Below are 25,906 nucleotides of genomic sequence, written 5' to 3'. Positions count from 1 at the left end.
TTCAATTATATTAAAACTTTGTTGAAAAATAATCTAAATTTCTTGATTATACCTGTAAAATTTACTCTCTTTACAAACAATCAATTCCAATTAAATGACCCTAAAATTAGAAACCCTCGAATCCTGGTTATGGGATTCAGCCAACATATTAAGAGGAAGCATTGACTCCTCAGACTTTAAAAACTACATCTTCGGGCTGCTGTTTCTTAAGAGGGCAAATGATGTTTTTGAAGAAGAAGTAGAAAATATAATGCAGCGTGATAAAGTCTCTAGGCAAGAAGCTGAAGATGATACCTACATCCAAATTCCACAACAGGCCAGATGGAAATTCATCAAAGGCCAAACGGAAAATATTGGTATTGCATTGGATAAAGCTTTTGCAGCTATTGAAAGTGAAAATACCACTTTGGAAGGTGTGCTTACTGCCACCAAGTTCGGAGATAAAGAAAAGCTATCTGACGCTCTATTACAGCGTCTCCTAAGCCACTTCAATCAGTACTCATTGAGTAATGCCGATTTGGCTACACCCGACCTCCTAGGCGATGCATATGAGTATCTTATAAAACAATTTGCAGATGATGCTGGCAAAAAAGGAGGCGAGTTCTATACCCCAAGAGGTGTTGTACAATTAATAGTAAACCTTATTAAACCAGAGCCCAAAAACAAGGTATATGACCCAACATTTGGTAGTGGTGGTATGTTGATAGAATCTGCAAGATACATAGCAGAGCAACCCAATGGAAAGGTTGGAAACAATGTAAATGTTTCACTCTATGGGCAGGAGAAAAACCTAAGTACTTGGGCAATAGGAAAGCTGAATATGATTTTGCACAACTTTATGGATGCAGACCTTCGCAAAGGAGATACCATTAATGACCCAAAACACAGGAATGAAGATAATGAATTGATGCTCTTTGACCGTGTAATTGCCAATCCTCCATTTTCGATGGATAAATGGTGGGCAGCAGCGGAAACCAATATCCAGACCAAATTGGGCAAGGATGGAAAAGAAAAAAAGATTACTCCCAATTACTCCAAAGTGGTAACAGACCCTTATGGCAGATTGCAATATGGAGTTCCGCCCAGAGGCTATGCAGATTTGGCTTTTTTACAACATATGATTGCTGTACTAAAACAAGATGGAAAAGCAGGAGTGGTATTGCCCCACGGAACCCTGTTTAGAAGTGGAACTGAAGGTGCTATCAGAAAAGGTTTGCTTAAAGCAGATTTGGTGGAAGGTATTGTTGGCCTGCCAAGTGCTTTGTTTTATAACACAGGTATACCCGCCTCTATTTGGATTATCAATAAAAGCAAAACTCCTGAGCAAAAAGGTAAAGTGGTTATTATTGATGCCAGCAGTGATTATAAGGAAGGCAAAAACCAAAACGAACTGGAAGAAAAGCACGTTTCTAAAATTGTAGATGCCTATGATGGATTTGCAGACGTTGAAAAATATATGCGCATTGTCTCTTTAACTGAAATAAAGGAAAACGATTACAACCTAAACATCTCAAGATATATAGATACCAGCGAACCCGAACCCATTGTTGATTTGGCATTGGTAAAAAGAAATATTGAAACCTTGAAAGCTGAGGAAAAAGATATTGATGAAAAGTTAGCTGCGTTTTTAAAAGAGTTAGGGATATGAGGAAAAATATAAATGGTGTTAGTGTACCTAATGATTGGAAAGTTTCTAAAATTGAAGAAGTTATTACAGAATTTCAGAATGGATATGCATTTTCCTCGAAAGGATATGTCCAGAATGGTATTCCTATTATTTCAATGGCTATGATTTCTCTTGATGGAAGATTTCAATTTGATATCAATAAGCACAAAAAATGGAACAAAAACGAGGAGAACTCCCTACAAAGATATCTACTAAAAAAAGGTGACCTTATAATGGCAATGACGGACGTAACTCCAAATAAAGATTTAATCGGTAGGATGACTATTATAAATCAAGGAGAAAAATATCTATTAAATCAACGTGTAGGTCATTTAAGATTGCAAGAAGATGTAATAAATCCCTCTTACCTCTCATACATTGGAAATTCTGAAAGTTGGCTCAGACATTGTCGTAACAATGCATCTCAGGGAGCGCAGGCCAATATAGGAACCCAACAGATTAAAGATAGTTTCATCCCTCTTCCACCCCTCCCCGAACAACAAAAAATAGCCGAAATCCTTTCCACGGCAGATGAAAAGATTGATTCCATAGACCAGCGTATTGCCGAAACCCAAAACCTTAAAAAAGGCTTGATGCAGCAACTGCTCACCAAAGGCATCAGCCATACCAAATTTAAAGATTCGCCCTTGGGGGAGATTCCTGAGAGCTGGGAGATTTCAAATCTTGAATCACACTCACATTTTATAACTAAAGGCTCAACACCAACAACCTATGGATATGAGTGGCAAGAAACTGGCATCCAATTTTTAAGAAGCGAATGTGTAAGCCCTAATGGGTTTATTTTGTCTGGCGCAATGCATATTTCAGATGAAGCAAACAATGCAATGGAACGCTCCAAAATTAAGGGTGGGGATATTTTAATGACAATTACTGGAAATGTTGGGAGGGTATGTATTTATCCTATGGAATATAAAAATGGTAACATTAATCAGCATATTGCTCGGATAAGAATTACAGACTCATCCTTATCAAGCCAGTTTGTTTTTCAGTATTTAAGCCAAGCGTTAATTATTCAAGAGTATTTAAAAATCACCACAGGTCAAGCCTATCCTCAGCTTAGTTTAAAGCAAGTTAGGGAAACTAAAATACCCTTACCTCCAATTCAAGAACAAGAAGAAATCGCAGAAATATTAAAGTCTGTAGACGAAAAACTCCAAATCCAAGAAGATAAAAAAACCGAATACCAAGAACTTAAAAAAGGTTTGATGCAGCAGTTGTTGACGGGGAGGATTAGAGTAAAAACTTAAATATAAACTTATGCTTTGTTTTAACAATCGTAATATCACAGTTCAAGAATATGACAAAAATAGTTTAATCTTGAATAGAAGACTTCCATTACCCTTAAATTCGCCAAGCGATTTTCCAATCAATGGATGGCGTCTCTCGCACGCTATAGCAATGACCATTTCATCAAGAAACTTATACAATACTGAATATTGGCTTGATGCTATTGCTTCTAACCTTGGACTCTCAAGTTTGATAGATAGACATAGTCCGAATATTCGTATCAATTCTAAAAGGATTGAAAGTTTAAGAGATTTCTCAAGAACTTCAAGAATTGGAGAAACATCTCAAGGAACTGTCTATTTATATTTAGAGAAGAATGGGTACCCTTATATAGTCGATTTTCACATTTTCTGTAAAAATAGAGGAATTACTATTCCACCTAAAAGCTCTACTCCCGATTTTGTTGCACAAAACCAAATCGCATCTAATCAATTGTGTTTAGTAGAATCTAAGGGAAAAGAAACAACCTCAAGTGGAAGTTTTAAAACCAAGCTGAAGAAAGCACTTAGTCAATGTGATAGTGGTGAGCAAATCATTAATAATAACGGTTATTATAATGTCACTAAAAAATTTGGATTTTGTGCTGAATGGTCAGATGAAAATAATGATGATGATTCAATGTTGCATTGGGTTGACCCTGAAAATGAAGTTAACCGAATTAAAGATAATGATAGTGTTTTAAAATTACATTATGCCGCTTGGTTTTATATGATTGGAGATTTTAGAAATTCTAAAAACTTAATGAATGGTAAATCCATCGAAATAAGCACTTTATCAGAAATTTTTATTGATGACAATAAATACTTTATTCCCGATGGTTTTCCAAATCTAGAAGATTTTTCAATTAAGGATGATATTTTTTCATCGGGATTTTTTGAAATTTTCTCTTTGATAAGATTTATTAATAGGAATCCTATAAACTTTTTGCCTGCTATATCCGAAACCGTAGTAAGATATCTTGAAAAATCTGAAACACAAATTTCCCCTAAAATGAATTTCGAATCCTTTTCTTCTGAAGATTTTGAATTTTTTGCTGATGGAACTGCTATAATAAAAAAACCTAATGAGTGATAATATTAATAGATAATATAATTTCAATTTTTAAAAATGTTGAATGGAAATAATCACAAATAAAGAAATTAACCACAAGCAAACTATAATTAATCTGTGGCAAAATTCCAATGAGATTGATATAGCAGTAGCATTTTTGACAGACGGTGGTTATTCTTTAATTATAAAATTAATTCAAAATGCATTAAAAGATAAAGCAAGAGTCCGTTTGGTTGTAGGGCTTAATATGATGGTATCAAGTCCAGAAGCACTATTAAAACTCTACAAACTATCCAATGAAAATAGGCTGCTAATATTGTATTTAGCTGAAATGAAGAATGCAGCTTTTCACCCTAAATTGTATTTATTCAGAACCAGTAAGAAAGTATCTGTAGTTATTGGTTCCGCAAACCTCACTAAAAATGCTTGGGAGAAAAATGAGGAATTGTCCGTATTAAATCACTACGCTCCTAAAGTCAAAGAAGCCATTGAAATTCAAGATTATTTTGACAATCTTCTGGAACAGGATTATGTTTCTGAAGCTGCTTACCTTCAATTGCAACAATATAAAGGCAAATATGAAAAAATTAAAAAAGCAATAGAAAAGGCTAAAGAAGAAATAAGCAACGAACCCTATATAAATAAAAAACTGCTGAATAAATATTATGACAGATATTTAAATAATAAAGATGAGCAAATTGGTCTGAAAGATAAAATTAGACGGTATAAAGAAGCTAAAAAAAATCTTCAAGAAATAAGTGACTCGCCCATCAATAAAAGAAGATTTACTGATTTATATAGTGAATTAATCGGAGCAAGTGGTTACAGACATCTATGGCACTCAAATGGACTTTATAGAAGAAAAACTTATGTGATTGAAAATTATAAAAAGACTACTGCACTTATAAAACATATTGATGAAAATTTTAAATCAAAAAGTACCTCTCAAATTTTTGATGAAGCTTTAGAAAAATCAAAATCAATAAATGGTTTGTCCTATAATATTTTCACTGAAATGTTAACCACCTATGATTCTAAAAGGTTTACTGTTTTAAACAACAATCCTTTAAAAAGCTTGAAAACTTTGGGTGTCAACATCAAAACCAAAACCAGTTTTAAAGGAGCAGACTATGCTCAATATTGTGAGTTAATTTCAATGATTGGGAAAGATTTAAACATTAATAATTTGCAAGAAGTTGACCATTTTCTAAATTACATTTATATGGATTTGAGAGATAAAAATCAATTGTAATATGGAAGTGTCCCAGCAAAATATCCAAAATTTACTTGAAGCCTATTTAAAAACAAAACATAGATTTGAGCAACGTTTGATTGATGAAAACATCCCTAAAATACAGACTGTAATTTCGAATTTTATTGAAATGAAGAATGGCTATTCTCAATGGAATCTTTCAAATGCTATAAACTATAATATTTTCAATATTTTAAATATTAATTATAGAGAAACTACAACCCACACGCCTTTTTTGGTGAACCTTTTAAAAACTAGAAGTACTCACGGCCAACAATTACTTTTTTATACAGCTTTTATCGAATCCCTTAAAATTTCGGAAGACAAAAAAAATAGATTTACCAACATTAATCTAAATCAAATTGAAGTTCTTGAAGAAAAGCATACTGCTTTATATGGTCGTATTGATATCTTTATTCAGAGTATTGGTCTAAAACAGAGGTTTGCAGTAGTGATTGAAAACAAAATTGATGCACCTGACCAACCCAAACAATTGGAGCGGTATTATAATTATTGTACAAAAACTTTGGGGCTAAAGGATGAGAATATCTTATTAGTTTATCTTACTAAGGACGGGAAAACCCCTTCTGAATATACGATAAATGAAGATTTGAAAACTCGATTGGTAGATGTTGATGTTTTAAAATGCCTCAGTTATCAAACGGATATTTCAGATATGCTAAATGCAACGATGCCAAATGTTCAGTCAGCCAATGTAAAGGAGTTAGTAAAACAATATATAGAAATCATAAAATATTTTTAAGATGAGTAAATACGATGATGAAATTTTCAAAACCCTTACAATAGATGAGGAAAATTTTTCCTCTGCTTTTGAAATTTACCAGCATATGGGAGCCGTTGTAGATAAAATGGTTTCAAAATTCTGGTATGCTGTAAAGAGAGAATTAGAGGAATTGACAAAGGATACAGACTTTAAAGTAGAAATCTATGAAAATAATTTTGCTCATAATTCCAAATTATACTTATATCTTGAACCTAATAAAGATTTCAGGTTTACATATGAACATTTAGGCCAAAATCAAAATATTGGTCTCTGGGCAAATACTTTTCAAGATAAAGTAAATATTGAAAAAACAAATGCCTATAAAATGAGCGTTAGAAAGAATTTTGATGGCTGGGAACATACTACAAGCAATGAATGGATTGCTTATAAATCTACAGGTGAAGACTTTTCTAAATTAAGTTCTCTAATTAAAATTTTGCCTAATAATATAGAAGACTATCCAAGAATAAAGGCGCAAGAACTATTTGATTTTGCTGAAGAGTATAAACAACATTTACAACATTTAGTAACTTATTGCAGTAATGAGTAACACTCCAGAATACATCCAAAGTGAACTACCAGCCATTAAGCTGTTTCAGAAAATGGGATATCAATATATCAATGGAGCTACTCAGGATGAACGTACAGATATTACTGAAACCATTCTAAAGGACAGGTTGCTCGCTGCCATTAAAAGAATAAACCCCTGGATAAATGACAATAACCTAAATAAAGCCTATGGCCTTATCACATCCGTAACGGGAACTTCCCTTATGGAAATCAATGAAAAGATATGGCATTTAATCAGAGGTGGAGCTCAGACGGTGAAGCAGGTAATAGATGGGAAGGAAGACTTTCACCCAATCCATTTCATAGATTACAAAAACCCTGACAACAACGATTATTTAATTGTCAACCAGATAAGATACCACGGCAGATACCAAAACTCAATTCCAGATTTAGTAGTCTATATAAATGGGCTGCCCATTGCAATTATTGAATGCAAATCTCCAATAGCTACCAATGCCTGGGACACTGCTTATAATGATATTAAATATTACCAAGAAAACTCAGAAAAACTCTTCCATTTCAACCAATTCTGTTTGGGAATTTGGAAGGATGGAGGAAGATATGGTGCCATTGGTGCGCCCCAACAATTTTATTTCCTATACAGACCAGGCAAAGATGAAGACCTTAGTTTTTTAGGGGATTCTCCTTCCAAACAGGATGTGCTTTTGTATGCTCTTTTCAGAAAAGAAAGAATTTTGGACTTAATCCGTCATTTTATCCTATTTGAAATGGAAGAAGGAAGAACCATTAAAAAACTTCCAAGACATCAGCAATTAAGAGCAACCAATAAAACAATTAAGCGTTTGCAAGGAGATGAAGGTGGCGTTGTTTGGCACACCCAAGGAAGTGGGAAGTCTTTGACTATGGCATACATTGCCAGAAAACTGCAAGCTCCAGAATATGGTTTCAACAATCCCACCATTTTGGTGATGACTGACCGTAAGGATTTGGATAGGCAGATTACAACAACCTTACAACACGTAGGTTTTAAAAATGTAAAACAGGCATCCTCGGTAGCACATTTACAAAAATTATTAGGCAATGATTATGGTTCTATAATAACAACCACAATTCAGAAATTCCAGGAAAGCGATAGGGAATCTACTTCCCAAGAAGACCAAACTGAAATTGAGGAAAAAGGCAATATCCAAATCGAAAAAAAGATTTTAGATAATAAACTCATCAAAATCACTAAGGAGTTACAGGAGGGTAAATGGATAGAAATTGAGCGCACAGAAATAGACCTCGCTGCACTTTCAAACAAAGAAAACCTCTATGTTATGGTGGATGAAGCCCACCGCAGCCATTATGGATTCCTAGCAGCTTTTATGCGTTCGGTTTTACCCAATGCAAAGTTTATAGCGTTTACGGGCACTCCTATTTCCAAAGAAGACAAATCCACTTTAGGAGAGTTTTATGGAGGAGATTATATTGATGTTTATACTATCAAAGAATCTGTTGCAGATGGTGCCACTGTAGAACTGCTCTATGATGAAGGAATTGCCAAACTGGATATCAAAAAAGAGGAACTAGATAAGGAGTTTGAAGAAAAGTTCAAAGATGAATCGGAAGAAAAGAAAGACCTTTTAAAAAGGAAAGCTCTTCAAAAATATCAACTTTCTAAAGAGCGGATTCGGGATATAAGCAAACACATTGTAGACCATTACAGAGATAAAATCTATCCTGATAAGCACAAGGCAATGATAGTTTGCAGTGGCAGACCAGCAGCAATAAAATATCAAGAAGCCCTCTTGAAATTAAAAGAACAAGGCTATCATAATTTTGATTCCAAAGTGGTCATCAGTATGGGTTCTCCAAAAGGCGATGCCATCGCAAAGGAGTATTTCAAAACATTGGAGTGGAACAAAAACAATCCCAATGACCAAAAACCCATTCTGGTAGTTCCCCCTGAAATGGTAAAAACAGTTACTGATGATTTTAAACTTCCTTTTGGAGATGAGAGAGAAAGAGATAAATCTGGCAAGAAGAAAAAATATGACAATACTGCCTTTATCATAGTTTCAGATATGTTGCTTACAGGTTGGGATGCACCCATTGCCTCCTGCCTCTATCTAGACAAACCTTTAAAGGAACACAATCTATTGCAAGCCATTGCAAGGGTAAACAGAAGCAGACAAGGAAAGAATGCAGGATTTATTATTGATTACAACGGTATCACGGACTATCTGATTCAGGCACTTGAAATATTTTCAGGCGACCTTAGACCAGATGATATTCTTAAAAATATAAATGAAGAGCTGCCAATCCTAGAGTTGAATCACAATAAGCTGGTAGAGTTTTTCAAACCCTTAAAAGTTGATAGAAAGTATGACAGGGAGAAATATATTGATAAAGCTCTTTTGTATATTGAACCTTTGGACAGAAGGGATGAGTTTAAAACCTTACTGAAAGATTTCAACAAATCCATTAACCTAATCCTGCCCAACCAGGCAGCGTTGAAATATGAAGATGATTTTAAGCTCTACAATGAATTGAAGTTGAGAGCCAAAAACGCATATCCAGATGATGATGGTCTTCGTATCAGTCCCGATGAAAGTAAGATGCTTCAGGATATGATAGATGCCCACTTAAAATCTGAAGGAGTTGAAAGTCTTTTGAACGAACCTATCTCTATTATAGATAAAGAAAAGTTCAAAGAGGAAATTATGAACGCCTCTCCAGCCACCAAAGAGTTGAAGATGCGAAACAACTTAAAGCACACCATAAAAGTTGGCATTGACAAAAACCCAGATTTTTACAAGCCCTTAGCACAAAGGTTAGAGGAGCTTTTGAAACAATATGAAGAAAAAAGACTGACCCAGCTTCAATTATTATTGGCCTATTCCCAAATCCAGGATGAGATAATTAGCCAGCAAAAAGAAGGAGAAGAAAAAGGATTCAATACAGAGCGTAGCAGAGCGGTTTTCAACTCAATGAAGACTATATTCAATAATGAAGCAGAAGACGCTACCAGGAGCTTATTTGCTCTTATAAAGGGTGAATTAGATATTATTGATTGGCAGAATAAAGGCAGAGTTAAGAAAGACATTGAAAACAAGATAAAACGTTTACTACAAGCTAAATTGGAAAGTTCAGAGGCAAAAATAAAAGCTAGGGAAATGGTGGATGTTTTGATAAAAAATAAGGGATAGGATTTATGAAAGATTTTAACTGGTCTGAATGGTATGAATTTCCAAATCCAGCTGATAATGACATTTTAATAGCCCCATACGGAAAAGGAGTATATCAATTAAAGAATAAAGCGACTAATGAATTTATTCTTTTTGGTTGCGGTAACAATGTTGCATATAGGATGAGCTCGTTGTTACCAAAACCATATGGACAAGGAACAAGAAATAATGAAGAAAAGCGTAAATACGTTTTAAATAATATTGAGAATATAATTTATAGAACAATAGCATTAAACGATAGCGCAGAAATGAAAAGAATTGAACAGGAAGTTAAGCTTTCACAAAATTATATTCATAAGTTTTAATAATGCCAGAGATTAAGTACGGACATAAAACGATAGAATATACCATTCTTGAAAAGGAAGGGCTCAAATCCCATTACATAACTGTAGAAAAAGGGAAAGGGGTTACTCTGAAAGGAAATCTCATATCCATTGAAAAAAGTGACAAACTAATAGCCAAAAAAGCCAAGTGGATAATAGATAAGTTAGAGCTCGTTAAGTCCATAGGAGAAGATGAAATAGTCACTGGTTCCAGGATTCAGTATTTGGGCAGAAAGTACTATGTGGAGATATTCATCAATAATGACATTGAAAACATAGAAATAGACTTCACTGAATCAAAGTTTAAAGTTCTCACTCCTAAAAGTTTAAACAGCCAATCCAATTTAGTTGAAGCCTTTGAAAATTTCTTCACTCAGAAAGCCTTAGAAAAGATAAAACCAAGACTAAAAAAATGGTCAAAGAAAACAGGCTTGAAATATGAAAAAGTTCAGTTTAAAAAGCTTGAAAAACAATGGGGAAGTTGTTCCCCCAATAATGCCATTACCATAAATATAGAATCTATAAAATTACCATTCTCACTAATAGATTACCTAATAGTCCACGAACTGGTACACACTAAAATAAAGAATCACTCTAAAGAATTCTGGGCAGAACTTTCGAAGCACATCCCCAATTGGAGAGAACTGGATAATATGATGTATGGGATGAAGCTATAATCAAGAATATGTATGATGGATATTTGATGGATTAATTGTAGTTTTAGTAAAAATAACAGAAACGGATAGAATCACAAGAAGGTGTGTTTATCCCTTATAATGCGAAAAAGGTCACCTTTAGTGTAGATATAACACGTTGGTAGCAATTCAAGAAAAAAAATAAAAATGAGTTTATTTAAGAAAGATATTTATAAAAATTTAAGACCAAAAAAGGTTAACTCTTTTATGGGAATTAACTTACCTGACTTTCCTTCGATAAATGATATTGAATATAAAGATGCCCTTATTTATCCTCGATTTGTTTTTAAAGATGAAGGTGAAAAAGCAATATTTGAAACTTCGGATTACAAGAAAATATCTTCTATTTTAGGAAATACAACATTAAAAATTGAATCTATATTTAATTACGAGAATAAACAATATCGAATATCAGATATTTCAGTTGAAGTTTTAGATATAGTTATAGATTACTCGAATGGTCATACAGATTATTTTATTGGAAATCCGATACCTTTTCATCTTGAAATACGTGTAAAAGTGAAGAACACTAATTTATACGAAATTGCTAATGATTTTGCCAATAAGTCTTATAAATTAATTGAGCAAGAAAAAGAGTTAACAGATGCTGAAAAATTCAAGTTAATTGAGTTCCAAGCTGAAGCGGAAAAATGTTATTTAAAACTAATTAACAATATTGAATTTCCTGAATTATACTTTAACTACGGGATTTTTAAATCATCCTGTGGCTTGAATGATGAAGCAATTGAATTAATAAAGAAAGCATTGAAATTAGAGCCAAATAATCCAAAAATAAACTATGGTTTGGGTTTTGAATATGGAAAATTACGTGAAAATAAATTAGAGTATTATTATATGAAAAAAGCATCCGAATTAGATTATGAGGAAGCAAAGGTTTATCTAAAAGAATATTTTCCAAACGGAATTTAAAAACTGCTACCAACACTGTAGAACCGCAATTACGGCGGATTCGACTGCGTCCGAATCCACGCCTAATTGCTAACGTCAATGCTAAACCGAAAAACCTCGTATATTTATCCGTAACTGCGGTTATACTAAACGTTGCCAGTAATACAAAAACAAAAATGCAGAACGAAGCGAAAATTACATCTAAAGGAATAAAAAGAGTATTGAAGAACTACAACCCTGCTTCTTCTTTTGCTGAATATATCTGGAATGGTTTTGATGCTAAGGCTACAAAAATTGAAATAAATTATGATTCCAACGAATTAGGACGAATCAACTTTATTCAAGTAAAAGATAATGGAACAGGAATTGACCTAGAAAATTTAGCCTACAAATTTGATAACTTCTATGATTCAGAAAAATCGATTCAAATTCAATCTCCAAAACATTCATCGATTTTACACGGTAAAAACGGAGTGGGTAGACTTACATTTTACACTTTTGCAAATGGTGCGAAATGGACTACATCTTACGAAAATCAAGGAATAAAAGGTGGAACAATAGCTATATCTGCTGAAAATTTAAAAGTATACCAAAAGAAAATTTTAAACACAGATGTAAATTTCACGGGAACCACGGTTTATTTCACCAACTTACTTATTAGTAAAGATGTATTTGAGATAGATTTAAAAAATTATATAAAGAAAGAGTTTTGCTGGTTTTTAGAATTAAATAAAGAATATTCAATTCTAATAAATGGAACACCTTTGGATTATTCAGAATTAGTTGCAGATAGAGATTTTTTCAACTTGGAGAATAACAATAGCATATTTAAAATCAAATATGTTCAATGGAATGAATCTTTAAACAAGGAACATTCTAAATTTTATTTTCAAGATTCTAATGGAAAGGAAATTTATAAAGACTTCACTACTCTAAATAAAAAAGGAGATTATTATTATCATAGTATTTATATTGAAAGTGATTTCTTTTCACATTTCGATTTTACCACAAATGAAGAAAGCAATCAAAAAAGCTTATTCTCCAAAGCAAAATCTTCTGTTGAGTATAAATATTTAATAACTAAACTTAACGAATATTTAAAAAATAAACGAAAACCTTATTTAAGGGCATATGCCGAAAGGTTAGTAATGGACTACGAATTAGACGGTATTATACCAACTTATAATAATTCTTGGGAGCAAATTAGAAGTAAAGAACTTAAAGACACTATCATTGGATTATATGAAGTCCAACCTAAGATATTTTCTAATTTAAATCTTGAACAAAAAAAGATATTCGTTCAATTTATAGACTTACTACTTGACTCTAACGAAAGAGATAATATCTTCAAAATAATAGAAAGCGTAACTCAACTCGAACCTGAAGAAAGAGAGGATTTGTCAAAAATCCTTCACAAAACAAGCCTAAACAGAGTTATAAATACCATTAAGCTAATTGAAGATAGATACAAAACTTATTATCAATTAAAAGAACTTGTTTTTAATGAAGAGCTTGGAGCTAAAGAAATACCTCATTTGCAAGATTTAATAGAAAATCATTATTGGCTGTTCGGAGAAGAATATCATTTAGTAACAGCCGCTGAACCTAAATTTGAGGAAGCACTAAAAAGGTACATTTATAAAACTACTGGAGAGATAAAAGACACTAAAATAGACCATATAGATAAAAATAGAGAAATGGATATTTTTGCTTGTCGACAACATAAAAAAGATGCAAAAATAGAAAATATTGTTCTTGAATTAAAGCATCCGAAAATCCAATTAGGAGAAAAAGAGTATTCTCAAGTTATGAAGTACTTAAGTGTTATAAGTTCAAGACAAGAGTTTAATGCTCCAAATATGTCGTGGAAATTTTACTTAATTGGAAACAAGTTTAACACTAGTCAATTTATTGAAAGACAAATTAGGACAAATAAAACTCACGGAGAAGAATCTCTAATTTACAATGAAGATGGTAGAATAAAAATTTATGTTAAAACTTGGAGTGAAATATTTACTGAATTTGAGTTAAGGCATAACTTTCTTGATGAGAGGTTAAAATTAGAAAGAGAAAAACTTTATGAATTAAGTAAAGATGCGGATGAAATCGTAGAGAAATCAAAGAACAACACGGCTATTAGTAAGGAAGAAGTTATCATTCCGTAATAAGTACTACTACTGGCAACATAATTTATGAAAATAAAACTTTTATTAATAATCGCTATCATTAGTCTTTCTGCTTGCGATTCACAAATCGAATTGAATAAATACAATTTTGATTCTGTGAAGGATTATGCATTGAAGGCAATAAAAGAAAAAGATTCCATTAGCTTTATGAACTTGTTTGATTTAACATCACCAGAATTCAAATCCAGTAATTATGGAGAAGGTGTATCCCAAATTAAAAATGTAATCTCAACAAATTTTAAGCAAGCGTACAAAACACTTGACAATTCACAACTCGAATTTCTTAAGTACGATTTTTCAGACGCTTTAAATGGTGGTCAAATTATTGACAATGGGTCATTCATAATTTTCGTGAAAGCAAATGGAAATATTTATAGATTACGATTTCCTACTTACAACGATAAAAACAAAGATGCAAACTCATTAATGGCTTTCTACTTTGAAAATATATCAAATGAATGTTCTGATTTTAAATCCAAACCTTATAATCCAACAATGTTAAGAAAAAAGGAGTTAATGTGGAATAATTATGATAGAGATAGATTTGATTTTGTTGCGTTGCGACTTTATAATTTAACCCCATACAAAATAGAGAATATAAAATATCGCATTACTATATCACGCAAATCTGATAATGCAATGATTTATATGAAAACTTTGGATAGTGAAATTTCCATTAATGAGGGCGATGTTGGAGAAATGATTATCGAAGGATTAAAAGGCACATATTTGGGAGAAAAAATCAGAGAAGAAAATTTCGATTGGTCTGTTGACATTTTAGAGGTAATGCCTAAACCAAATCAAAATCCTTGCGAAAAAATAGAGAGTCTAATTAAAGCGTGAGAAAAACCTGTGCATAACACGAGTATAAACACAATAGCGGAATCAGTACTTAATCAAAAATAATTTTACAAATTAAAAATCAGTTATAAGCCTAAAGGTTCTTGCGTCAATCCCGCTCTACTGAATTATGATTTATATGAAAAGATATTCCAGAGAGGCAATCTGTAAGTCCCCCTCCCCAATAACGCCTATATTAACCTAACTTACGTAACATTATTAAAGGGAGGCTTATCCATTCCTTATGCGCCTATAGTACCCAAGTGGGAAAAGCAGGGTTTTTATTTTTTATCTAGAATTTCCTGAAATGGGGCTTATAACCCGTGTTTTGCCTTAGGAGGCTAAATAGGGCATAAAAAGGATTTGGTGATATCGCTAATTTTACCCGTGTATAGCCTTCAAGTGGGGTAAATTGTGAAATAAAAAATTATTTGAGAGATTGGGGTTATACCTCCCGTCAGGGTATGCAAAATTAAGAATCCGTTTTTTTAAGTACCCCCCGTCAAGAATCCTTCCAGTTAGCTTATTTTCTAGTAGCTCTAAATAACCAGGTTTTATTATGGAGGAAATTTTATTCACATTCCCCAAGCTTGCTTAAGTTTTTCAGCAGCTTCTAAATTGGACAATTTTAAGTATCTCCTAAAAGCTTTTTCTGTTTTGTGTCCCGAAGCCTTCATTATAAGCTGAACATCAATATCATCGAAGTAAGCATTTGTACAAAATGAACGTCTACAGGTATGTGAGCTTATGAGCTGATACTTCTTAAATGTTTTTACATCTTTAGTTGCTCCTCTTTTGTGCTCTAATTCTACAGAGTCATTTAGTTTAGCTTCTTCCCCAAGTTCTTTTATCCTTTTATTAAAAACAAAGCTGGATACATCTGGTGAATGATAATCGTATTTCTTAAGTGCTTCTATTACAGGAGGGCGAAGAGGTATTATAACTCTTCCAGAAGTCTTTTTTTGTATCAAGTGTAAGAAGTCGTCTTTTATATAATCAGGTTTGATTCTAGCAATATCAGAGAAACGTAGTCCTGTATAACATCCAATTATAAAAAAGTCCTGCACCTTCTGCAATTCTTCATCTCCTTTACAATCGACCTTTGCAATTTTGTCTATCTCTTCTTGCTTCAAGTATATGTGGTCTACCTCGTCCTGAATCCCTTTATATGCTGTAAGGTCAATTGGCTCGATTTTTTCCGACTGAATACAATAGTTTAAAAATGCTTTAAGATTTTTAATTGATTTGCCAATACTATTATTCTTAAGGCCAATCTTTTTGTCTCTTCTTTTGTATTTAAAAGCAAGGAATTTTATCCAACTATGGTAAAAATCATAATTGAAAGATTTGAATGTTAATGTGGTTTCTTCAGCGGTCTCATAGGTTTCAAGGTGTTTTTTTAATGTATGATAATCTTTGATTACATCTGGAACTACTTCAGACTTCTTTTTTTCTATGAACTTTTCTAACTCTTCATAAACACCTTCCACGGAATCATTTACTTCAATTAAATTTTCATTTATAAAATGATTCTTAAATTTTTTGCAAGTAAGAGGAAGTTTTTTCTTCTTGTAATGGTCAATGATTTGATTGGCCAAAGATTCTAACCTTTCAAATTCTGCATATTCAAATGGAATTTCAGCAGAATTCTTTAGTCTCTTCTTAGACTCACTCCAGTGTCTTTTGGCAATTTTTATTCCCGTATCAATTTGAACTCTCTTTTTCGCATCCTCATAATATCTAATTTTTAAAGGAATATCCTTGCCAGTTTTAGTTGAGTTAGTATTGATATTGAAGACGTAGTTGTACATATTAATTAATTTATCGTGCGGTAACCGTGCGGTAAATGTAAATAAAATGACGTAAATTAACATCAAATAAGAAAATATATATTATAGTTCTCCCGTATTACAAGGGATATGGATATATGAAGATAAATCAAAATATAATGATTGGAGTCTCGTCCAGACCGCAACAAGATGTTGTGTTGAGTCACCTAAAGGTGGCTTGTGGTTTAGAAATAGACCGATGAGAAGCTTATCCATATGGATGGGCTTTTTTTGTTTTATACAATATCCATACAGTTTTCTCCATTTTTGGGATTAATCCACACTGAAGTAGGGGGCTTTGATAAACTTCGACCCTTTGACTGCGCTCAGGTTAAACTTAGCTCAGCACAGGCAAATTTTTGCTTTGCTTCGCTTACCAAAATTCACTCGGACACCTTAGGTTTTGGTGAGGTGTAAATTGAAGGGGGAAGAACGACGAAAGTCGAAGTTTTAGAGTAGCGTAACATGTGAATTGTGTTTCTTCTAATTTTCTAAAAATGCTTTGATTATTATAAAGCCAGCTCCAATTTTGCTTGAATTATGAATATTTTGCCTGTGGAGAAAGAAAGGTTGGTTAGTGTTGACGTTCTTAGCATAGTACTTTAAGAGGGGTGTTTCTTTTGTATGCGCCTGTTAAGTATAACATTAACAATACTTTAAGTTAGTCCTTGATAAACTAGCCGTACCTTTAAAATAACACCAAATTCTAAATATGCTTCACACAAAATGTTATATTAGTAACTCAGTTAATTTATGGCAAAACCACAAATTGGAGGCACTCTTTTCATTTTCTAAAACGCAGAATGTTTTTCGGAATGTTACTGGTTTGTTACTCTATAATGAGGGTACCTTTTTACAGGTGTTGGAAGGGGAGATTGATGATGTTGAAACCATTCTATCAAAAATAAAAAAGGACGATAGGCATAATCAGATAACAATTATGATGGATCAAGAAATAAGCCATAGACTCTTCGAAAGCTATCAATCGGGCATGGTGTTTTCTGATGATGAGAAGGAATTAAAAAAACTGAAATCTAGAATACAATTACCCAATGCATCCAATTATGCAAAAAGCCTAAGAGCGATTTTGCATTCTTTTACAATCCCACAGCACAGCTTAAGTGGTTATATGGTTTAAAATTGAAAAAAAAAGAAAAGAACACCTAGAAATTAAGTGGGGTCAGAATGGTTTTTTTATTTTTTCAGATAGCATTAAAATTATTTTTTTTGAAAGACCCTTTTACTATCTTCACGTCGCTAAATAAAAAAAAATGATTTCGAATTCTATAAAAAACCGCCGCGCGGTTTTCCCTGCACAATATAACAGCCAACCTATCACCAAAGAAGAAGTTTTAACCATACTTGAAAGCGCAAATTGGGCGCCAACGCATAAACGAACAGAACCTTGGCGTTTTAAGGTGTTTCATGGTATTTCGCAGGTGGCTCTAGGAAAATTTGCGGCCGAAACTTACAAGCAAACTACCGAGAATTTTTCAGAATTTACCTATAGCAAGTTTATGGACAACCCAGTAAAAGCTGGTTGTGTAATAGCAATTTGTATGCAGCGTGACCCCAAGGAAAGTTTACCCGAATGGGAAGAAATTGCGGCTACGGCTATGGCAGTTCAAAACATGTGGCTCACCGCACACGAAATAGGCATTGGTGCGTATTGGGCTTCTCCTGGCATTTTGAAGTATATGGACAAATTCATTCAAATGGAAGAAGGAGAGCAATGTCTCGGTTTTTTCTATATGGGAAAATATGATGACGAACTTCCCGAAGGAACGCGCAAAAGCACTATAGAAGAAAAGACTATCTGGGTCTAATTTTATAGGTTTAAAAATGTAAAACCTTACAGGCGTAAAAGTCGGTAAGGTTTTTTTTATAAAAACATAACTAAAAAATTAGTTTAAACTAACGTATTAGTTATATTTGAACCTTCTAATAATATAAAAATGAAACAATTAACAAAAGCAGAAGAGGATATTATGCAAATTCTTTGGGATTTGGCAGAGGCAAACGTAGCGTCAATCATAGAGCAATTGCCCGAGCCAAAACCTGCGTACAACACAGTTTCTACTATTGTGCGGATTCTGGAGAGCAAGGATTTTGTCGATTATAGAAAAGAAGGGCGTGGTCATGTTTATTACCCTAAAGTGAAGAAAACGGAGTATAGCAGTCAATCTTTAAATAAATTGATGGACGGTTATTTTCAGGGCTCTTTTAAAAGTATGGTTTCTTTTTTTATGAAGAAAAACGATATCAGCATTCAGGAAATGGAGGTTATTATGAAAGAAATTAATTCTGAAAAAACTGAAAAATGATACATACCCTATTTGAAATATTCGCTTTTCAAGTACTGTTTTTGGCAGTATATGACCTCTTTCTGAAAAAGGAAACGTTTTTCGGTTTAAACAGAATCTATCTGTTTCTGACCCCGATTTTGGGTCTTGTTTTGCCTTTTGTAAGTATCGATTTTATTCAGCAAAACATTCCGCAGGAATTTATTTTTCAATTGCCAGCGGTTGTTATTGGCGGGAATACTCCTGAAACAATTACAAGCGGTACGTCATTTTGGCTTCCGGGACTGTTGGATTTTTGGTTTATAGGAATTGGACTCAGTGCTGTATTTTTCTTTTGGAAATTCTACAAAATAGCAAAACTGTATTTCTCTGGAACCACAGAATATTTTAATGGATTCAAACTTAAAATTCTTCAAAAAACCGATACAGCCTTTTCCTTTTTCAACATCATATTTTTGGGTGAAAACATTTCCGAAGAGAGCAAAGCTAGCATCATTGCCCATGAAAAAATTCATATTGAACAAAAACATTCTTTAGATCTACTGTTTTTTGAAATGCTTCGCATTGTCTTTTGGTTCAACCCGATGGTCTTTCTCTTTCAAAACCGCATGACTACGCTCCACGAATTCATAGCAGATGCAAAGGTTACCGCCGAAAAAGACAAAAAACAATACTATCAAAACCTACTTTCTGAAGTATTCCAAACAGAAAAAATATCATTCATCAATACATTTTTCAATCAATCATTAATCAAAAAACGAATCATTATGTTACAAAAATCAAAATCACGAAAAGCTGCACAGGTAAAGTATTTACTGCTATTACCAGCAATCTGTGGCATGTTAATTTACACTGCTTGTAGTAATGACCCAAAAGCTGAAGAAACACAAACTGTCCAACAGTCAGATTCCGAAGTGATGAACAAAATTAACGAACTGGCTGAAGCCATTATGAAAAAAGGCGACATGACCCCCGAAGAAGAAAAAGCATTAAAGTTTTTAACCTCAGAATCTCAACCAGGCGATAAAGTTTACACTTCGCTTCAAGAATATTTGGATGAAACCAAAGACCAAAATGAAGCAGACGTTCCTTTTGCCGCAATAGAAAAGGTGCCAACCTTTCCGGGATGCTTAGGTGACAATGAAGTCTTGAAGAAGTGTTTCTCAGAGAGTATCAGTGCTTTTGTTGGGGAAAATTTCAATACGAAACTTGGTAATGATTTGGGGCTTTTGGGTCTCCAACGCATCGCCGTTCAGTTTAAAATTGACAAGTCTGGAAATATTGTAGATGTAAAAGCCCGCGCTCCAAAACCAGAGCTAGAAACCGAAGCCATTCGCATCATTAAAAAACTTCCACAGATGCGGCCCGGTGAGCAAAAAGGCCAAAAAGTAGGCGTACTTTATTCATTGCCTATTGTCTTTAATGTAGTGGAATAGACTATTGTATCCGGTCGAGCACAGTCGAAACCTTTTTTAAAAGTCTGGAATTAAAATTCTCGACTGTGCTCGAACAGATACTAAAAAATTCTTTTAGGACCCCTGTTCTAAATGAGATAATCACTTTACTATTTAAGACATTATCTTTTATCTGCCTATATATTAGTTTTTAAAACACATACATCGACGGTATTCAATACAGGTATGTAACATCCCTGATTGACATTCCGCTTTGACTTTCAATTTAATCACGTATGTTTCAGTAAATTTGTACTTTTCAAGTTGAATTTTTTCTGAAATGAAACATCCATTATTTATAAAATAGACCACTAAGTCTATTTGGATGTTCCATTTGTCCTTAAAAAAACAAATAATAAAGACAAATGAAACACAGTTTACTTTTTGTTTTTTTACTGCTACTGGCAACTTCCTGCCAGTTTTTTGAGACCGAAAAAGTTTCTTCAGAAAATGTCTATAAAAAAGAAATGGAAGCCATAGACTGGAAAGAGGTAGATAGCTACCCATCCTTTTCTAACTGCGAAAACACTTTGGAAAAACCCGAACAGAAAGATTGTTTTATAAACACCATCAGTTCACAACTTTACAAATCCATTAGCCACGAAGCTATGATTGCAACTCGTGAGGTTTACGATACCGTAAAAGTAAATTTTGAAGTGAGCAGCAGCGGCCAACTTACCATTCTCGAAATAAAAATGGATACGTTGCTACAAAAAGAATTTCCAGAGCTGGAAAAATGGCTTTTGCAAAGTATCGATTCGCTACAACCTGTGGCACCGGCCTATAAACGTGGCATTCCTGTGAAAACGCAATTCACATTGCCAGTCATTATTAAAACAAATTGATTACAAATTGAATTTATAACCCAGCGTAAAATCTACAGGAAATTCATCATTGCTTTCCACATTCAGGCCAACAATGTCATTATAATTAAAGGTAATATAGCCATTGCCAACTTTATAGTCTGCACCAATTCCGAAGGTAACAGGAGCGTTAAAATCACTGCCTGAACTATTTTCTGTAATAATGGTGGGAGGATCGCTTTCTAATATATAAGTAAACTCCCTTTTCGAAAATGTAAGTGCAGCAAATTTGCAATTTATAAAGGCGTCAAACTTTGGTGTTTTTACAAATTTGAAACGGTAATTCAACGAAATTTGTGATGCGGTATATTTGTAATCGCTGCTCTCAAAAGTTTGTTTAAAACGAAGCACAACGGAGTGTCTTTTCAATTTTATTGCATCTATTAGTTCCAGATCTATTCCTGCAACTGGTTGAAGAGCGTTTGTTGGGTTTGTTGTATAAATACTGTTACTAACTCCCGCAAAAGCTCCAAGTCGAAACTCAAGATCAATGGATTTTTCTGTTTCATTAAAATTTGGATCTTTCTTTTTGTTGTATTGCACAAAAAAGGCGTGCAGGCTGGGCAATGTAAGTTTCACTTTTTCGGTCGAAACGGAGGCGTCACTAGTTTGCTGTTGTAATGTTACTTTGTATTCTTCTTGGTAATCACCGTTTTGTTTTGTGTTTTTCAGTTCAACAATATCATTTCCTTTCTTTGAAAAATAGCGGTATTCGCCTTCAACGGTGTTCCAAAGCAAGGTTAATGTGCCCTCAACTTCAGTATTCAAAGTATAGGTTTGGCCATCAACAGTATATTGTTCCTGTGCTTGTAGCGTTGTTGCGGAAAGTATAAAAAACAAAGCGAAAATGGGGAGGAGCGATTTCATAAGGGCGTGTTTTTAAAGTATGGCTAAGGTAAAAAATTAAATCAATTTATCACTGTTTTTCGAAGGTTCGGCCTTTCCAAACGTAATTACCACGAAGACTACCATATAATACAATCAAGAATAGTTGGGCATATACAAAGGGTAGCCACTGAAACTTCCAAAAGTTAATTTTTTTACTTAGAAAATCTGCTGTTTGACGAACAACAATATAATCCGTAATCAATTTTAAGTAGATAAGTAATATATATAAACCTGCATATTTAAAATAGAATAAGATTAAAAAGGGAATTGCTAAAAGTGAAATATTTACTAAAAACACCAATACCCCCAAAAGTATTAGTAATAAGCTTTTTTGTTTTGAAGTCTTTGAAGCCCACCGTATGCGTTGGGTTATAACATCTTTCCAATTATTTTGTGGTTTTGTGGAAACAATGGCTTCTTTCGATTTTAAAAATTGAACTTGTTTTGGATAGGCTTTTTTCATCTTTTCCAACAGAAAGATATCATCACCACTCGCAATGTGATCATTGCCAGAAAAGCCATTCACTTTTAAAAATGCCCCTTTTCTGTATGCCAAGTTGGCGCCGTTGCAGAGCAAAGGATTTCCAAACCCGAAACTGCCAATGGTTATGGCCTGTAAACTAAAGCCGTCCAATTGTTGGAAGTTTTCAATAAAACTTCCATTCGATTTATAAATTACTGGGCCGCAAACCATCACGGGATTGTTTTTTTGAATAAAAGTATCAAGCGTTTTCAGCCAATTTTTAGGGAGTTCACAATCGGCATCGGTGGTTACAATCCAATCAAAATTTGAGTTTTTGATCGCTACGGAAATGGCGTCTTTTTTGGGCGAATTGGAAACGCGTTTGTTTTGAATGGTTTGTATTGAAAACTTACTTCTTTCAATTGCTTCGGAAATAATTGCTTCCGAATTATCCTCGGAAGCATCGTTCACAAAAATGATTTCAAATAGTTCTGAAGGATAATTTAATTTGGCAATTGTTTTCAAAAGATTCAGAAGGTTTTCCGCCTCGTTTCGGTATGGGATTAGTATGCTGAAACGGATTTTAGAGTTTATTTCTTCTGAGTAAAAAGGCTTCACTTTTTTAAAACCATACACCAAGGCCATCATACAAAAAAAGTAAGCGACAAAAAGTATCAAAAAGATCCAAATCATCTGGTGATAGGTTTATAGGTGAGTACGAAAAAACTACCTAAAAGCGAAGGCAGGACAAAATTCAAAAGCCACATTGCAAGCACGGTTGACAAAACCACCAATTCCGGAATCCCTTCATGCGAAAACAGCCACACAGCAACACCACCACGGATTACAACATCAAAAATAAAAAGAGTGGGAAGAATAGAAACCAAAAAATACATTGAAAAAATCAGCGGAATGGCTTCCAAAAAGGTAATGTTCCCACCAAAAAACAACAACAATCCATAAAACATACTGCTGAAAATTACATAGCGGAATGTAGAAAAGAGCACTGTTTTAAACTTTATTTGAAACGGAATATCTCGAAAAAATTGAAGGGTTTTTGCTATAGAAAAACCCTTCAATAACAATTCCTTTTCTTTGAAATAATAACCGACCGCAAAAAGTAAAATAAGTACAATTCCAAAGTAACAAAGCGTCGTGACTGAATAGTTTACATTGAAATTTCGTAAAAAATAAAGCATTCCAAAAGTGCCAAAAAAGGTCGTGACCAGCATTTGTGCTGCGCCGGAAAAGAAGTTGAGCAAGAGTATTTTTTTCCGCTTTCTGCTTTCAAAGAAAAGTGCTTTTGCGCCGTACTCGCCAATACGGTTGGGCGTTGCCAACGAAACTGTTAGTGAAGCCAAACATTGCTTTAGTGCAGTTTTGAAATTTATTTTTTCAAATGTTGAAACCAAGGTTTTCCATTTCAAGATTTCAAAAAACCAATTTCCAGCTGCTAAAAGTAGCAATAGCAATACGGTATAAATTGAAAGACTTCCTTTGGAAAAAATAGTTGCCGTAAACTCACTAAAGCCTAACGAAGTATTGCTTTTTAGTTTATAAAAAATATACCCGAAAGTTACAGCGAGCACCAAAACTTTGGCGGCGGCAAGCAGATATTGTTTAGCTTTGTGGGGTAAGGCAATCATTGTGCTAAAATACAAATTCCTGTTAAGGCAGGAATCTCAATTGGAATGAAAGAAAAACCTGAAAAAATTATCTTAGGAATCGACCCTGGAACCACAATTATGGGTTTCGGTCTTATAAAAGTGGTGGGAAAACAGATGCATTTTATACAACTGAATGAGCTTCAACTAAAAAAGTATGACGACCATTACCTAAAACTGAAACTTATCTTTGAGCGAACAATTGAACTTATAGACAGCCACAATCCAGATGAAATTGCAATTGAAGCACCATTCTTTGGAAAAAACGTACAATCGATGCTCAAGCTCGGTAGGGCACAAGGAGTAGCTATGGCGGCTGGGCTTTCACGAGAAATTCCTATAACCGAATATTCCCCCAAAAAAATTAAAATGGCCATCACCGGCAACGGAAATGCCAGTAAAGAACAAGTGGCAAAAATGCTTCAAAGTCTTTTAAGCTTAAAAGAACTTCCCAAGAACCTGGATAGCACCGATGGATTGGCAGCAGCAGTTTGCCATTTTTATAATTCAGGGAAAGTTGAAGTTGGAAAAAGCTATACCGGCTGGGCCGCTTTTGTAAAACAGAATGAAGATAGGGTTAAGTAAATACAACCCGTAATCTTTAGATTGTAAAAGGTTGCTAGTTTCTTGAAATCCAGTCTTCTATAATATGTAAAATTTCTTTGTTATCCTGCAGGTGGATTATTTCTACATCCACTTTCCGTTTCAAATCGCTACCGATGGGGAAGACAAAGCCATAATATTGAGGTTCAATTTTTTTCTTGCTCAAAACAAAATCGTTCTTTTCTTTAGTTCCAAATATATATTCCAGCGGTATTTCATCATAAATCAAGGCGTCTACTTTTTTATCCAAAAGCATTTTATAGCCTTCAGAAACAGTTTTTACAGCTATGGGCGTGCCTTCTACATTACGGACCCTATCCATAATTTTTCTGTAATCTGGAACGGCCACAGTTTTACCTTCCAAATGTTGCAAGCTGGTAATGGTTTTGTTTTCCTGGGTAGTTTTGGAGAAAGTTGTGGCAATTCCGGCTACAAAGGAAGTTGCCAAAATAAGTGAGATTATCATCCAAGAACCCATTACGACCCTTCCTGCGGGAGTTCGAGGAGCATAATCGCCATAACCAACAGTGGTCATAGTTACAATGGCAAGCCAAATGCCAGCCCCAATGCCTTGATGCATTTGTTTTCCGTATTCGTCTTTAAATTTTCGCCCTTCCACCAGCCAAAACAAAAGGCCCACAATGGTAAGTATTAAAAGTAATCCCAAGATGGCATAAAGGAATGTTGTTGAAAAAATAGGACTTATTTTTTCCCAAAGTGTAAGTTCTTGTATGGGCGCCAAGATTGCCATTTCGGTATCATAATAAGGCTGTGAAAATGAAATTACTGCCGCACGTTCTGCATTTATTGTCGTTGGACCAATTAAGATATCTATTTTATGGTTTTTAGCCGCATCAATGCCATCTTCCACTGAAGGAAATTCTTGCAATGTATATCTCAGACCGAGGTCAAAAGCGATTTCTTGCCAAATATCAAAAACAATCCCTTCTTCCTTTTCATTGTGAAGTACAAATGGAGCCGAACCCGCATAGCCTACTCGTATTTTTTGTGTATCGGCCTGTCCAAAGGAAAGAACGGAACACAAAAGAAGGGAGAAAGATAGAT

General features: G+C 34.0%; 23 protein-coding genes. 18 read left to right on the top strand and 5 right to left on the bottom strand.

Translation table 11 applies throughout. The features are described 5' to 3' along the window. Positions 1-94 precede the first annotated feature (94 nt). The 12 genes from ESU54_RS05435 to ESU54_RS05380 all read left to right on the top strand — a co-directional run bounded on the left by ESU54_RS05435 (position 95) and on the right by ESU54_RS05380 (position 14,777). Positions 95-1,648 (top strand): type I restriction-modification system subunit M, encoded by a 1,554-nt coding sequence (locus ESU54_RS05435; protein WP_111843461.1) that lies wholly within the window; start codon positions 95-97, stop codon positions 1,646-1,648. Continuing rightward, on the top strand, positions 1,645-2,934 hold the full coding sequence (locus tag ESU54_RS05430; protein ID WP_111843462.1) for a restriction endonuclease subunit S: 1,290 nt from the start codon (positions 1,645-1,647) through the stop codon (positions 2,932-2,934). Before ESU54_RS05435 ends, ESU54_RS05430 begins: the two co-directional genes overlap by 4 nt. A 70-nt stretch (positions 2,935-3,004) precedes the next feature. Then, the gene (locus ESU54_RS05425; protein WP_146743966.1) at positions 3,005-4,045 is read left to right on the top strand and encodes a hypothetical protein; all 1,041 of its coding nucleotides are present in this window, start codon (positions 3,005-3,007) and stop codon (positions 4,043-4,045) included. Positions 4,046-4,088: 43 nt separating this feature from the next. Beyond that, positions 4,089-5,276 (top strand): restriction endonuclease PLD domain-containing protein, encoded by a 1,188-nt coding sequence (locus ESU54_RS05420; protein ID WP_111843464.1) that lies wholly within the window; start codon positions 4,089-4,091, stop codon positions 5,274-5,276. A 1-nt stretch (position 5,277) separates the two neighbouring features. Then, positions 5,278-6,039 carry a PDDEXK-like family protein gene (locus ESU54_RS05415; protein WP_111843465.1) on the top strand — a complete coding sequence of 254 codons (762 nt, stop codon included), beginning with the start codon at positions 5,278-5,280 and terminating at the stop codon, positions 6,037-6,039. 1 nt (position 6,040) lies between these two features. Beyond that, complete coding sequence (locus ESU54_RS05410; protein WP_111843466.1) at positions 6,041-6,610, top strand: hypothetical protein; 570 nt, start codon at positions 6,041-6,043, stop codon at positions 6,608-6,610. Further along, positions 6,603-9,782, top strand: coding sequence for a type I restriction endonuclease subunit R (locus tag ESU54_RS05405; RefSeq protein ID WP_111843467.1), 3,180 nt, complete (start codon positions 6,603-6,605; stop codon positions 9,780-9,782). Before ESU54_RS05410 ends, ESU54_RS05405 begins: the two co-directional genes overlap by 8 nt. A gap of 5 nt (positions 9,783-9,787) precedes the next feature. After that, on the top strand, positions 9,788-10,126 hold the full coding sequence (locus ESU54_RS05400) for a hypothetical protein (RefSeq protein WP_111843468.1): 339 nt from the start codon (positions 9,788-9,790) through the stop codon (positions 10,124-10,126). Between the two features lie 2 nt (positions 10,127-10,128). After that, on the top strand, positions 10,129-10,821 hold the full coding sequence (locus ESU54_RS05395) for a M48 family metallopeptidase (RefSeq protein ID WP_111843469.1): 693 nt from the start codon (positions 10,129-10,131) through the stop codon (positions 10,819-10,821). Positions 10,822-10,986: 165 nt separating this feature from the next. Continuing rightward, positions 10,987-11,769, top strand: coding sequence for a tetratricopeptide repeat protein (locus tag ESU54_RS05390; protein ID WP_111843470.1), 783 nt, complete (start codon positions 10,987-10,989; stop codon positions 11,767-11,769). A 155-nt stretch (positions 11,770-11,924) separates the two neighbouring features. Then, a complete protein-coding gene (locus ESU54_RS05385) occupies positions 11,925-13,913 on the top strand; it encodes an ATP-binding protein (RefSeq protein WP_111843471.1) in 1,989 nt (662 codons plus the stop codon). Between the two features lie 27 nt (positions 13,914-13,940). Continuing rightward, positions 13,941-14,777 carry a hypothetical protein gene (locus tag ESU54_RS05380; RefSeq protein WP_111843472.1) on the top strand — a complete coding sequence of 279 codons (837 nt, stop codon included), beginning with the start codon at positions 13,941-13,943 and terminating at the stop codon, positions 14,775-14,777. Between the two features lie 572 nt (positions 14,778-15,349). Here ESU54_RS05380 and ESU54_RS05375 read toward each other — a convergent pair. Continuing rightward, positions 15,350-16,585: a site-specific integrase gene (locus tag ESU54_RS05375; RefSeq protein ID WP_160113250.1), complete on the bottom strand. Its 1,236-nt coding sequence runs from the start codon at positions 16,583-16,585 to the stop codon at positions 15,350-15,352. Positions 16,586-17,315: 730 nt separating this feature from the next. Here ESU54_RS05375 and ESU54_RS05370 point away from each other — a divergent pair. The 5 genes from ESU54_RS05370 to ESU54_RS05350 all read left to right on the top strand — a co-directional run bounded on the left by ESU54_RS05370 (position 17,316) and on the right by ESU54_RS05350 (position 21,205). Then, positions 17,316-17,741, top strand: a complete 426-nt coding sequence (locus ESU54_RS05370; RefSeq protein ID WP_111843474.1) for a BLUF domain-containing protein — start codon at positions 17,316-17,318, stop codon at positions 17,739-17,741. A gap of 133 nt (positions 17,742-17,874) precedes the next feature. Next, complete coding sequence (locus ESU54_RS05365) at positions 17,875-18,429, top strand: nitroreductase family protein (RefSeq protein WP_111843475.1); 555 nt, start codon at positions 17,875-17,877, stop codon at positions 18,427-18,429. 129 nt (positions 18,430-18,558) lie between these two features. Next, positions 18,559-18,927, top strand: coding sequence for a BlaI/MecI/CopY family transcriptional regulator (locus tag ESU54_RS05360; RefSeq protein WP_111843476.1), 369 nt, complete (start codon positions 18,559-18,561; stop codon positions 18,925-18,927). Next, a complete protein-coding gene (locus ESU54_RS05355; protein ID WP_111843477.1) occupies positions 18,924-20,342 on the top strand; it encodes a M56 family metallopeptidase in 1,419 nt (472 codons plus the stop codon). The genes ESU54_RS05360 and ESU54_RS05355 overlap by 4 nt, the downstream gene beginning before the upstream one ends. 383 nt (positions 20,343-20,725) lie before the next feature. Then, the gene (locus ESU54_RS05350; protein ID WP_111843478.1) at positions 20,726-21,205 is read left to right on the top strand and encodes a hypothetical protein; all 480 of its coding nucleotides are present in this window, start codon (positions 20,726-20,728) and stop codon (positions 21,203-21,205) included. Here ESU54_RS05350 and ESU54_RS05345 read toward each other — a convergent pair whose 3' ends face one another. From ESU54_RS05345 to ESU54_RS05335, 3 genes are read right to left on the bottom strand one after another with little or no spacing between them, the layout of a single operon-like run. Then, complete coding sequence (locus tag ESU54_RS05345; RefSeq protein WP_111843479.1) at positions 21,206-22,090, bottom strand: hypothetical protein; 885 nt, start codon at positions 22,088-22,090, stop codon at positions 21,206-21,208. It lies immediately after the preceding gene. Positions 22,091-22,139: 49 nt separating this feature from the next. Further along, positions 22,140-23,267 carry a glycosyltransferase family 2 protein gene (locus tag ESU54_RS05340; protein ID WP_111843480.1) on the bottom strand — a complete coding sequence of 376 codons (1,128 nt, stop codon included), beginning with the start codon at positions 23,265-23,267 and terminating at the stop codon, positions 22,140-22,142. Continuing rightward, on the bottom strand, positions 23,264-24,220 hold the full coding sequence (locus tag ESU54_RS05335; protein WP_111843481.1) for a lysylphosphatidylglycerol synthase domain-containing protein: 957 nt from the start codon (positions 24,218-24,220) through the stop codon (positions 23,264-23,266). The genes ESU54_RS05340 and ESU54_RS05335 overlap by 4 nt, the downstream gene beginning before the upstream one ends. 45 nt (positions 24,221-24,265) lie before the next feature. Between ESU54_RS05335 and ruvC the strand changes: the two genes are divergently transcribed. Beyond that, positions 24,266-24,823, top strand: a complete 558-nt coding sequence (gene ruvC / locus ESU54_RS05330) for a crossover junction endodeoxyribonuclease RuvC (protein ID WP_111843482.1) — start codon at positions 24,266-24,268, stop codon at positions 24,821-24,823. Positions 24,824-24,857: 34 nt separating this feature from the next. On the opposite strand, the gene ESU54_RS05325 is transcribed toward ruvC, so the two are convergent. Continuing rightward, complete coding sequence (locus ESU54_RS05325) at positions 24,858-25,886, bottom strand: transporter substrate-binding domain-containing protein (RefSeq protein WP_235004535.1); 1,029 nt, start codon at positions 25,884-25,886, stop codon at positions 24,858-24,860. Positions 25,887-25,906 lie beyond the last annotated feature (20 nt).

The organism is Aequorivita antarctica, from assembly GCF_007997155.1.
GTDB classification, from domain to species: Bacteria; Bacteroidota; Bacteroidia; order Flavobacteriales; family Flavobacteriaceae; genus Aequorivita; species Aequorivita antarctica.
The sequence above is the reverse complement of the archived record's forward strand: the minus strand, read 5'-3'. Positions and strand labels throughout refer to the sequence as shown.